This window comes from Rhodanobacteraceae bacterium (assembly GCA_016713135.1).
In the GTDB taxonomy this organism is placed as follows: Bacteria; Pseudomonadota; Gammaproteobacteria; order Xanthomonadales; family SZUA-5; genus JADKFD01.
In genome coordinates, this window is record JADJPR010000013.1 from 1 (window position 1) to 12,311 (window position 12,311).

A 12,311-nucleotide genomic window follows, 5' to 3' on the forward strand; every position below is an offset into this window, starting at 1 on the left:
CCGTCTGCAACCACCCCATCAGGTCGCGGGATCGCTTGATTCACCACCCTCAGCGTCCCGCGTCAATTCCAGGCTTCGTCGTTATTCAGGACCACTCGCCACCCAATGAAACCGAATCCAGTTCGTCATCCTACGGACCACAAGTTCGCCTCCGGTTGCTCCCCACCCCGCCTCGCAACGGATGCAGTTACCTTCAGCTACGAGGCCGTGGCTGACCTCGACGGGGACTTCCACCCCGCTAGTGATGCGCCCTCACGGGCGCACTGAATCGCTGCGCGATACACCGCCCTACGCTCGTGCCCGGGCGACAGATGTTCGCGGCTGAAGCCGCTCCCACCGGCACTGGGCTCAGAACCTTGCGCTGAACTCCAGGCCCCACTGGCGCGGTGGGGTGATGGTGCCGACGGGGGTGCCGAGGACGCTGACGCCCTGGCCGCCGATGCTGCGCACGTACTGTTTGTCGAAGAGGTTGTTGGCGTACAACGCGGCGCCGTAGCGGTGGTCGGGGGAGGTCCAGCCCAGGCGCAGGTTGGTGATGTTCTGCGAGGGGCCGACCTGGAAGTCGCCGTAGCTGCCGCAGCTGCCCTGGAACTGGGAGTCCGCGTTGCAGCGCACTTCGCTGCGGTAGGCGTGCTGCAGGTTGAGTTCCATGCTGCCTCGGCTCGGCAGTTCCCAGGCGTAGTTGGCGCCGGCGGCGAAGGACCACTTGGGCTCGCCGGTGGGCTGGCCGGAGAGGTCCACGCCGCTGCCGGTGGCGGCGCCGTCCTCGAACTCGGAATCGATGTACGCGCCGGCGAGGTTCAGCGTCAGGTTCTGAGTGGCCTTCCACATCCACTCGACATCGACGCCGTTGGCGGTCTGGTCGGTGCTTTGAACCAGATACTGCGGGATGCCGCCTGGAGTGGTCACCGGCACCAGCTGCAGCGACTGGCGGTCGGAATAGTCGTAGCGGAACAACGAGGCGTTCAGGACCATCTTGAGCTCGGGGAAGCTCGCCTTGACGCCCATCTCGTAGTTGCGCACTTCCTCGGGGGCGTATTCGGAGTCGATCTGGACGCCGTCGAAGCCGCCGGCCTTGTAGCCCTTGCTGGCGGAGACGAAGCCCATGACGTCGTCGCTGAAGTGGTAATCCAGCACCAGGCGCGGGCTGGTGTCGCTGGAGTCGGTGTCGCGTTTGACGCGCACGCCGACGGCATTGCCGAACACGATGTTGTTGCGCAGCACGAACAGCAACTGCGGCGGGATCTGGCTGAGCAGGCCCATGCCGTTGATGTCGAAGAAGGCTCGGTCCAGGCCCGGCGACAGGCGCAGCGGGTTGAACCAGGCGAAGGACTTGTCGTCACGCGTGTAGCGCAGGCCGGCGGTCAGGTTGACGCGGTCGGTCAGGTGCCAGATCACGTCGCCGAAGACCGCCATCGACTTCGAGGTCATCTCGTTGTCGACGCGCTCGCTGTAATCGTGGCCGAGCAGGCGGTAGGGGAAACCGGCCGAGCCGAAAGCGAAGTCGACGCAGGCCAGCGGGCCGCCGCAGGGGTTGCGGATGCCCTGGTTGAACAGCAGCGTGTCGATGGTGCTGGTGGAGCTGTTGACGATGTTCGACTGCTCGCCTTCCTCGCGGTAGTAGCTCGCGCCGGCGACCCAGTCGATGCGGTCGTTGGCGCCGGCGAACTTGAACTCCTGGTACAGCGTGCGGCCGGACTGGGTGACGCCGCTGTCCAGGCGCACGGTCGGATCGTTGGTGCCGTCCTGATCCTCGAAGTGCTCGAGGTCGGACTCGGAGAAGGCGGTGGTGGAGGTGAAGGTTGCCCAGTCGAGCGAGCCGATGAACTGCAGGGTGCCGCCGTCGTAGCCCTTGGTCTGGCGCCCGCCGAACACGTCCTGGTAGATCGGCACGTCGCGCGGGTCCTGGTAACTGGCCGGGTTGGGCGGGAACGGGGCGCGCTGGGTGGTGTTGCTGAGGAAGGGCAGCACGCCGATCTGCAGGCGCTGCGGTTCCTTCAGGCGCTCGTGGTCGAAGGAGAGCTGCATCTCCCAGGTGTCGCTCAGCATGCCGCCGATGGCGATACGCGCGCCTTCCTGGCGGTCCAGCGCGTACTGGCGGCCAGTGCCGGCGTCCTCGGCCCAGCCGTCGCTGCGATTGGTCAGCGCGCTGACGCGCACGCCAAAGGTTTCACCCAGCGGCATGTTGAGCAGGCCGTCGAAATAGCGCTGGCCGTCATTGCCGATGCGCCCGCGCGCGGTCGCCTCGAAATCATTGGTCGGCGCATTGGTCACGATGGAAATGGCGCCGGCCGCGGTGTTGCGCCCGAACAGGGTGCCCTGTGGACCCTTCAGCACCTCGATGCGCTGCACGTCGTTGAGCGCCAGCAGCGAGCCGCCGCCATTGGTCTGGTAGACACCGTTGACGTAGACACCGACCGCGCGGTCGATGCCCATGCTGAAGCCTTCGGTGCTGATGCCGCGGATCGAGAAGCCCGGCTGGGTCTTGTCGAAGGCGTCCACCGACAGGCCCGGCACGTAGCGCGCGATTTCGGAGAGGTCGGTGGCGACCAGATTCTCGACCTGTTTCTCGGTAACCACGGACACCGCGATCGGCACGTCCTGCACTTCCTGCGAACGGCTCTGCGCGGTCACCGTGACCGCTTCCATCTCGGTGCTCTCGGCGGCATCGGGCGCCGCTTCGGCCTCGTCCTGCGCCAGCAGCGTCGTGGGCGCGGCCGCGAGGGCCAGCAGCAGCGCGCTGACGAGCGCGCGACGATTGCAGATCAAGGTCATGGTGTCCCCCCTGGGAGCGCTAGGCTCATGCGGCGATGAGCAAATGGTGGTCATTCGCCGAAGCGAATCTCATTCACGGAATCTAGAGATTCGCCGCGACCCGCGCCACAGGCCGGAAGCCGCCTTCAGTGCAAGGTCGCGCCGGCCGGCGCGCTCGCCTCCGGCGGATGCTCCTGCCAGTACTGGCGCACATCGGTCAGCAGGCTGGCCATCTGCGCGACGACCAGATCGCGCTCGCGCTCGGACAGCGGCGGCTGGTCGGGATCGCGCAGCTCGGAGAACACGCCGTCGTCGACGCCAAGGGCGATCACCGGCGCGAGCAGGTCGAGCAAGGTGCGGTCTTCCTGCATCCGCTGCTCCCAGATCTCGGCGTTGAGGTCCACGCCCAGGCTGAAGCCCTCGCACCAGCCGCCCGAATCGATGCTGCGCTCCTCGCCGGACTCGTGCTCGGCGAAGATCGGGTCGTAGCTGTTGATGTCGAGGCCGCGGGCGATGCTGGCCTTGAGCCGCAGCAGCAAATCGAGCAGCCGCTGCAGGCGCGGCGACGGGGCACCAAGCGGCTCACCGCCGAGGATCACCGGCAGCCAGTGCTCGGGACCGACCGGCTGCGGCCCGACCACCAGCGCCGTCAGCAGGCCCTGCGCGCCGTCCAGGCGCAGGCCCTCATCGGCGCCGAGCGATTCCAGCAGGCGATCGATCTCCTCGAAGTCCTGCTCGTCCAGCAACAGCGCGGGCTCGATCCCCTTCACGACGCCAGTTCCACCCACACCGGGGCATGATCCGAAGGCCGTTCCCAGCGGCGCGGCTCGCGGTCGATTCCGGCCGCGGTGGCGCGCGTGCGCAGGGCTTCGGAGATCAGCACCAGGTCGATGCGCAGGCCGAGATTGCGGCGGAAGGCTGCCTGGCGGTAATCCCACCACGAAAAATGGCCGGCATCCGGCTGGAACAGGCGGAAGCTGTCGTGCAGGCCGAGCGCCAGCAGCGATTTGAGCGCCTCGCGCTCCGGGGTGGAACACAGGATCTGCTCGTGCCAGGCGGCCGGATCGTGCACATCGCGGTCATCCGGCGTGATGTTGAAATCGCCCAGGACCACCAGTTTCGGGTGCTGGGCGATCTCGCCCGCCAGCCATTCGCGCAGCGCGGCCAGCCAGGCCAGTTTGTACTCGAATTTCTCGCTGCCGACTTCCTGGCCGTTGACCACGTACAGGTCGACCACGCGGACATCGCCCACGGTGGCCGCCAGCACGCGCCGCTGCGGGTCGTCGAAACCGGGAATGTCGCGCACCGGATCGACCGCCTCGGCGCGCGTCAGCAGCGCGACCCCGTTGTAGGTCTTCTGTCCGCTGACCAGTGCCCGGTAGCCGGCGCGCTCGATCTCCGCATGCGGGAAATCCTCGTCGACCAGTTTGATCTCCTGCAGCGCGAGCACATCCGGCTGCGCCAGCAGCGAGCCATTCGGTGAGATGCGGCAGGCGCACCTTGAGCGAGTTGACGTTCCACGAGGCGATCTTCATGCGCCGATCATAACCACCTGTTCAACGCGGAGACGCGGAGGACGCGGAGAAACGCAGAGGGAAGCGGCTCATGCTGGTCTCCGCGCCTTGGCGACTGCTTCGCTGATGCGGCCCCGGACCGCAGCCTGAACAAGGCGTAGCCGCAGAGATCACAGAGGAGAGCATTCCTTGCTCCTCTCCGCGCTCTCCGCGTCTCCGCGTTGAGGTGGTTCCGGTAGTGCCGCGAGCGAGCGCGCTCAGCGCGTGAGGAACTTGATCACGGCGTCGGCCAGCCGCTTGTACGGCGGCTTCAGCAGCGAGAACGAGGACCAGCGCGCCTGGTAGAACACCGGCTTCTGCTTGGAGAAGGTCAGGAAGCCGTGGTGGCCGTGGTAGTGGCCGATACCGCTGGGTCCGATGCCGCCGAAAGGCAGCGCCGCCTGGGCGATGTGCAGCACGCAGTCGTTGATGGTCACGCCGCCGGCGATGGTGCGTTCCAGCACCTGCTCGACGCGGCTGCCGTCCAGGTCGAAGTGGTACAGCGCGAGCGGGCGGTCGTGCGCGTTGACATAGGCGATCGCCTCGTCGAGGTGCTTGTACGGCAGGATCGGCAGGATCGGCCCGAAGATCTCCTCGCGCATCAGGCGCGTTCCGGCGGGCGCGCCGAGCACCAGCGTCGGTGCCAGCACGCGGGTGGCTGGGTCCAGCGCTTCCTGCGCCGGATTCATGCGCAGAACCTTGGCGCCCTGCGCCTCGGCCTCTTCGAGCAGGCCGGTCAGGCGCGCGTACTGGCGATCGTTGACGATGCTGGTGTAGTCCGGCGTCTGCGCCAGCGAGGGATAGCGCGAGCGCACCTCGCCCTCGAAGGCGGCGACCAGTTCGTCCACCTTCGATTCGTGGCACAGCACATAGTCCGGCGCGATGCAGGTCTGGCCGGCATTCAGGAACTTGCCGGCTGCCAGGCGCGAGGCCGCGGTGGCGATCGGATAGTCCGGCGCGATGATCGCGGGCGACTTGCCGCCGAGTTCCAGCGTCACCGGCGTCAGATTCTTCGCCGCCGCCTGCATCACGATGCGTCCGACCTGGGTGGAACCGGTGAAGAACAGATGGTCGAAGGGCAATGCGGAGAACTCCGCCGCCACCTCCGGCCCGCCCAGCACCACGGCGACGCGCTCTTCTGGGAACACGTCCGCGAGCATCGCCTTCAGCAGGTCCGAGGTCCTCGGCGTCAGTTCCGACGGCTTCAGCATCGCGTGGTTGCCCGCAGCGAGTGCCGCCGCCAGCGGCATCAGCGCCAGGTTCACCGGGTAGTTCCACGGCGAAATGATCCCGACCACGCCGACTGGCTGGTAGCGGATCTGCGCGCTGGCCGGCAGGAAGGTCCAGTCCGGCAGCACCCGGCGCGGCTTCATCCAGCGCTTGAGATGCGACACCGCGTGGTCGATGTCGTGCAGCACCGTCATCACGTCGCTGAGCAGCGTCTCGTGGCGCGAGCGGCGACCAAAGTCCGCCGCGATCGCCGCGACAATGTCCTCCGAGCGCTTCTTCACCGCGGCGCGCAACCGTTTCAGGTCGTCGATGCGCTGTGCATAGTCCGGCACCCGCCGCGCATGCGCCAGGCGCTGGCGCTGCAGCAACGGAGTCAGCAAGTCGGGAGTCGCGCCGTCCATGTTCGGTGCCTCGTGCTGGCGATGGCCGAGTATAGGCCGCCAGGCGCTAGGGGCATCGCTCGGCCGGGGCCGTTGAACGCGGAGACGCGGAGGGCGCGGAGAAAAGCAGCAAGAAACCAGTGCTCTTCTCTGCGTTTCTCTGCGTCCTCTGCGTCTCCGCGTTGAATTGTTGCCGAGACGCGGAGGGCGCGGAGAAAAGCACCAAAGAATCAATGCTCTTCTCTGCGTTCCTCTGCGTCCTCCGCGTCTCCGCGTTGAACAACTCCCCCGACCGCCGCTCAGCGGCGGCGCGCGATGCCGGCCATGCCGAGGGTGAGCACGAGCAGCGCGAGCAGGCCGAGCGTGCGCGGGTCGAGGGTCGGAACCGGAGCCGGTTGGTCGTCGCCGAGGATGGTGCCGACGGCGGTGGCGTCGCTGATCGTTGCGCCCTGGGCGCCCGAAAGCGTCAGGCTGAAGGTCTCGTTGGGCTCGAGGATGTCGTCGGCGACCACCAGCACGGTGACCGTCGCGCTGATCGCGCCAGCCGGAATGGTGGCGGTCCCGGCAGCGGCGCCGTAGTCGTTCGGCGTGCCGGCGGAACCGTTGCTGGTCTGGTAGTTCACCGTGATCGGCGCGGCCGACGGATTGCTGCTGCTGATGGTGAACGCGAAGGGCGTGGTGCCGCCGCCATTGCCCTCGGGCAGGGTCAGGTCATTGATCGACAGCGTCGCGGCGTCGTCGTTGACGATGGTCCCGGTCGCGCTGGCAGTGGCGATGGTCGCGCCGCTGGGGCTGCTCAACACCATCGTGAAGCTCTCATCCGGCTCGACCAGGTTGTCGCTGACGATGCTGACCGGCACCAGCTGGGTGGACTGGCTGCCGCTGAAGGTCAGGGTGCCGCTGGCGCTGGCGAAGTCCGCCGGGGCGCCGGCACTGCCGGCGGCCGTGGCGTACTGCACCGTGACCGGATCCTTGACCGTGGCGGAGAGACTGACGCTGAAGTTCAGCGTCGTGCTGCCGCCGGTGCCCTCGACCACGCTGGCGCCGCTGATGCTGAAACTGGCGGCGTCGTCGTTGACGATCAGGCCGTTGGCGCTGGCGGTGCCGAGGCTCACGCCTGCGGGCGCGTTCAGGCTGCTCAAATTGACTGCGAAACTCTGGTCAGGCTCGACCTCGGTGTCGCCGACAACACTGACGTTCAGGCTCTGCGTGGTGACCGAATCGGCAAAGGTCAGCGTGCCGCTCGCAGCCTGGTAGTCGGCATCGGCCAGGGTGGCACTGCCGTCGGCGGTGGCATAACTCACCTGCACCTGGCCCTGGACCGGCGCCGACAGCGTGGCGGTGAAGCTGCGCGGCGTGGTTCCGGTGTTGCCTTCGGGGCCGCTGCTCCCGGCGATGCTCAGGGTGGCGCTGTCATCGTTGTTGATGGTGGCGGTGCCGCTGGCGATCACCGTCGGCAGGCCATCCGGCACGGCACTCACGAGGTTGAGGACGAAGGTCTCGTTGGCCTCGACCAGCAGTTCCCCGATGACGCTCACGTTGACCGTCTGGGTGGTCTGCAGCGGCGCAAAGTCCAGTGCCAGCGCGGGGACCGCGGTGTAGTCGCCCGGTGCCTGCGCAGTGCCGTCCGCAGTGGACACCTGGTAGGCGAGCGGGAAGGACGACGGGTGGCTGAGGCTGACGGTGAAGGTGGCGGTGGTGGTCCCGCTGTTGCCCTCGGACACGCTGAGGTTGCCGATCGATGGTGTGGGCACCGCGTCGTCATCGAGGATGCTGCCCGCACCCTGCGCATCGGTCAGCGTGCCACCCGTGGCGGTCAGGTCGACGACGAAGCCCTCGTCGTTTTCGTCGATGTTGTCGCGCGTGACCGGAACGCTGATGATCTGGGTCAGTGCGCCGCCGTTGTTGAAGGTCAGCGTGCCGGAAGTCGCGGTGAAATCCGTGCCGGAGGTCGCGCTGCCCGAGGCGGTCGCATGGCTGACCGTCACCGGCGCACCCACCGGCGGCTGCGCCGACAGGGTGACCGTGAATACGGCGTTGGTGCTGCCGGCGCCGGTGCCCTCGGTGACGCTGGCATCGTTGATGCTGATGTTGACCGCCACGTCGTCGTTGACGATGGTGCCGATGCCGGTTGCCAGCACCGGCGGCGGCAGTCCCTCGATGATCGCGGACGATGGCGCCACGCGCACCTCGAAGGTCTCGTCGGGCTCGACCGTGGTATCGCCATTCACGCTCACGGATACCGTCTGCGTGGTCGCCAGCGGGGCGAAGATGACTGGCGTTCCTGGCGGCGGCAGGGCGGTGTAATCGCTGCCCGCGGTGGCGCTGACGTCCTGGGTGTAGACCGTGAACTCGCGCGAGGTGGCCGCCGGAACACTGAGGCTGACGGTGAAGTTGAAATTGGTGCTGCCGGCATTGCCTTCGTTCTGGGTGACGCTGGTGATCGCCACGGTGGCGGTGTCGTCGTCCTCGATGGTGCCGGTGCCCTGACCGATGTAGAGCGCCGCGTTGGCGCTCGGATTGCTGAGGACCAATTGCAGCGTTTCGTCGGCCTCGTCGATGTTGTCGCGCGTCACCGGCACCTGCACCATTTGCAGCAGCGGCTGCCCGTTGGCAAAAGTGAAACTGCCCATCTGGCCGGTGTAGTCGCTGCCGTCCGTTGCGCTGCCGGCGGCGGTGGCGAAATCGACCGTCACCGGGGTTTCGGGCGCGGCTTCGGCGCTGATGCTGACGCTGAACTGCAGGAAGCTGCTGCCCGCGCCGGTACCCTCGACCACGCTGGCCGAGCTGACCGAGATCGCCGACAGCGCATCATCGTTGTTGAGCGTGACGGTGGCCTGGCCGGTGGCGATGTTGCCGCCGGCGGCGCCCGACAGGGTCACCAGGAAGGTCTCGTTCGGCTCGTGATAGTCATCGGCGGCGACGTTGACACTGAGGGTCTGGGTGGTGTCGCCGGGAGCGAAGTTGAGGGTGCCGCTGGCAGCGGTGTAGTCGCCATTCGCGATGGTCGCGCTGCCGTTGGCGGTTGCGTAATCGACCGTGACGCCACCGGCGGGCGCGGGCGCCGACAGGCTCACCGTCAGGGTGGCCTACGGTGGTGCCGCCGCCACTGCCTTCGAACAGGGTCAGGTTGGCGATACTGATGTCCGGTGGCGCCAGCATGTCGTCGTCGACAATGGTGCCGACCGCTCCGGCGCCCGAGATGTCGCACTCGAAGGGCTCGCCATAGGCGCTCACCACGAACTGCTCATCGCCTTCAATGTCGGTGTCGCGCACGATCGGGACATCGAAAGTGGCGGTCGTCTGGCCCGCCAGGATCGTGACTTCGGGATCCGGCGATGGATAGTTGAAATCGACCCCCGGCGTGGCGGCGGTGCCGGGCGGCGTGCCGAACTGCTCGACGCGGAACACGCAATCGTCGCCGATCGCCTGCGCCAGGGTCGCGGTAAAGGTGAGCGTGCTGCTGCCGGGCGGATTGCCCTCGGTGACCGAGGCATCGGCGATGGTGACCGCGGGCGGCGGCGGCGGCTCGCCGTAGATCAGCAGGTCATCGATGCCGATCCACTCGTCGGCGCCGGTCGCATCGGCTGTGAGAATGCGTATCTGCACCTGCGCCTGGTTGTCGGCGGCCGCTGGCAGGGTGACCGAGATGGGTGTGACCAGGGTGGCTGCGCTGGGTCCGGTCGAGGCGTCTGCGACAAAGCCGCCGGGCAAGTTCGTGAAGTTGCCGCTGTTGCCCACGCGGTATTGCAGCGCAATCGCCTGCGTCGAGTTGTCGGTGGAACCGTCGATATCGCGCAGGTTGTATTCGACCGTGACGTTGTAGCGGTTCGTGGTGTCTACGTGGATCAGCAAGGACGGCGCGTCGGCGGTCGTGCTGCCCGCGAGCGCCACGACCGGATCGGCGATGGCGAATTCGGTCACACCACCGGTGGTGAAGGTGTTCGGATTGGCCTGGTTCGCGTTGACGTCGACGACGGCGTCGAGGGTCAGGACCGTCTGCGGGTCTGCGCCGGTGCTGGCCAGGCCATCGCCACGGAGACCGATGATCGAAGGCACCCCGGACCAGTCGTCGTTGGCCGTGATCAGCGCCGCATTGCTCCAGTCCTGCTCGAAATCGCCCCCCTCCAGCGAGTGATAGGTGGCGTCTGCGAATGCCGGCGATGCGGCCAGCGCAAGGCATGCGCTGAGCCAGGTCCTGCGGCGGGTCATGCTGGCCATTCGCGATTCCTGTGATCGATTGCAAAGCGCGGATTCTCACCGTGTCGGCACGCGCGGGCAATCACCGCCGGTCAGCGTTCCAGCCGCCGGTAGCTGATCGCCTCCGCCAGGTGCGCGCTGGCGATGGTGTCGCTGGCGCCGAGATCGGCGATGGTGCGCGCCAGGCGCAGGATGCGGTGGTAGGCGCGCGCCGACAGGTTGAGCTGGTCGATGGCGCGCTCCAGCAGGCGGTGGTCGGCCGGCGCCAGCGCGCAGTCGCGGCTGAGTTCGCGCGTGCCGAGCAGCGCGTTCGGTTTGCCCGCGCGCCGCAGCTGGCGCTGGCGTGCGGCGATGACGCGCCCACGCACCGCGGCGCTGGCTTCGCCCGGCGGCGCGTGGTTGGCCAGCGCGGTGGTCGGCTGGCGCGCCACCTCGATCTGGATGTCGATGCGGTCCAGCAGCGGGCCGGAGACACGGCTGCGGTAGCGCGTCACCAGGTCCGGCGCGCAGCGACAGCGGCCGGAGGGATCGCCGGCGTAGCCGCAGGGACAGGGGTTCATCGCCGCGACGAGTTGGAAGCGCGCCGGGAACTCGGACTGGCGCGCGGCCCGGGAGATCGTGATGTAGCCGGACTCCAGCGGCTCGCGCAGCACTTCCAGCGTGCTGCGGTTCCACTCGGTCAGCTCGTCGAGGAACAGCACGCCGTGGTGCGCCAGCGAGACCTCGCCCGGCCGCGGCGAACCGCCGCCACCGGCCAGCGCCACGCTCGATGCGGTGTGGTGCGGCGAGCGGAAGGGTCGCTGGCGCCAGCGCGAGAGGTCCACGCCGCGCCCGGTGACCGAGGCCACTGCGGCGACCTCGAAGGCCTCGTCGTCCGACAGCGGCGGCAGGATGCCCGGCAAGCGGCTCGCCAGCATGGTCTTGCCGCTGCCGGGCGGTCCGACCATCAGCAGGTTGTGCGCACCGGCCGCGGCGACTTCCAACGCGCGCCGCGCGGCGAGCTGGCCGCGCACGTCGGCGAGGTCCGGCGCGGGCGCCGCATCCTGGGCGTCGGCGGTCGGCGGCGGGCAAATTGCCAGCGCAGTACCGCCGCGCAGGTGGGAAACCACCTCCAGCAGCGAGCGCGCCGACAATGCGGCGCCCGCCGCGGCCAGGCCCGCCTCCGGCGCATTGCCGCTGGGGACGATCGGCATACGGCCGTCGCGCCCGGCACACAGAACCGCTGGCAGCGCACCGCGCACGGCGCGCAGCTCGCCGGACAGCGCCAGCTCGGCAATGAACTCATGCCGCGCGAGCGCCTCGGGCGGCAACTGGCGCGAGGCAGCGAGCACCCCGATCGCGATCGGCAGGTCAAAGCGCCCGCCCTCCTTGGGCAGGTCGGCAGGCGCCAGGTTCACGGTGATCCGCTGCTGCGGCACCTCGAAGGCGGAGTTGAGCAAGGCCGCGCGCACCCGGTCGCGGCTCTCGCGCACCTCGGCCTCCGGCAGCCCGACGATGGCCAGCCCCGGCAACCCGCCCGACAGATGCACTTCCACCGTGACCAGCGGAGCCTGCACCCCATCTTCGGCGCGCGTGTAGACAACGGCGAGAGACATCTTGCCTCCGACGGGTGGGTTGGATTGGGTTGGATGGGGCGGCCGGGCAGTTGGCGGCCGGTTGTTGGTTGTTGGTTGTTGGTTGTTGGTTGTTGGCAGCAAAAGCCGGGGGCCGTGGCTGTGTCGAAGCAGCTTCAGCCGCGAACTTTGCCGTCGGCCGCCGGAAAGATCGCGGGCAGAGCCCGCTCCCACAGGTCAGCGGCGTGCCGGCATTGCTGCCAACAACCAACAACCAACAACCGGCCGGGACCATCCGAGCGCCCGCAGGCTCACCCGCCCACGGCCCTGCCAAGCCTCAAGCTGAGCTGCGCTCCATCTCCGCCAGGCGCTGTTCCAGCGCTTCCAGCTTCTCGCGGGTGCGGCGCAGGACCAGGCGCTGGACTTCGAATTCCTCGCGGGTGACCAGGTCCAGGCGCTGCAGTCCGGCCTGCAGCGCGGAGCGGAAGTTGCGGGTGAGGTCTTCGCGCGCCTCGCCGAGCGAGGGCGGCAGCAGGGCGCCAAGGCGCTGGCTCAGGTCGTCGAGAGTGCGGAGATCGATCATCATGGCGGCTGCCCGGGGTCGTGCGTTGGAAGGAAGTCTAGACCGCCCGGTGCGACGG

The 12,311-nt window shown here is 68.2% G+C and carries 6 protein-coding genes and 1 pseudogene; all 7 read right to left on the bottom strand.

Annotated elements, in window-relative coordinates; translation table 11 throughout:
- Window positions 1–348: 348 nt before the first annotated feature.
- The gene (locus tag IPK27_12265; protein MBK8068366.1) at window positions 349–2,775 is read right to left on the bottom strand and encodes a TonB-dependent receptor; all 2,427 of its coding nucleotides are present in this window, start codon (window positions 2,773–2,775) and stop codon (window positions 349–351) included.
- 125 nt (window positions 2,776–2,900) lie between these two features.
- Window positions 2,901–3,524: a YecA family protein gene (locus tag IPK27_12270; GenBank protein ID MBK8068367.1), complete on the bottom strand. Its 624-nt coding sequence runs from the start codon at window positions 3,522–3,524 to the stop codon at window positions 2,901–2,903.
- Window positions 3,521–4,289, bottom strand: a pseudogene (xth, locus tag IPK27_12275) (exodeoxyribonuclease III). Before xth ends, IPK27_12270 begins: the two are co-directional and overlap by 4 nt.
- Before the next feature lie 236 nt (window positions 4,290–4,525).
- On the bottom strand, window positions 4,526–5,938 hold the full coding sequence (locus IPK27_12280) for a coniferyl aldehyde dehydrogenase (protein MBK8068368.1): 1,413 nt from the start codon (window positions 5,936–5,938) through the stop codon (window positions 4,526–4,528).
- Window positions 5,939–6,216: 278 nt separating this feature from the next.
- Window positions 6,217–8,994, bottom strand: a complete 2,778-nt coding sequence (locus IPK27_12285) for a hypothetical protein (GenBank protein MBK8068369.1) — start codon at window positions 8,992–8,994, stop codon at window positions 6,217–6,219.
- A gap of 1,215 nt (window positions 8,995–10,209) precedes the next feature.
- On the bottom strand, window positions 10,210–11,712 hold the full coding sequence (locus tag IPK27_12290; protein MBK8068370.1) for a YifB family Mg chelatase-like AAA ATPase: 1,503 nt from the start codon (window positions 11,710–11,712) through the stop codon (window positions 10,210–10,212).
- Between the two features lie 295 nt (window positions 11,713–12,007).
- Entirely contained in the window at window positions 12,008–12,253 is a 246-nt protein-coding gene (locus IPK27_12295; GenBank protein MBK8068371.1) for an accessory factor UbiK family protein, read from the bottom strand.
- Window positions 12,254–12,311 lie beyond the last annotated feature (58 nt).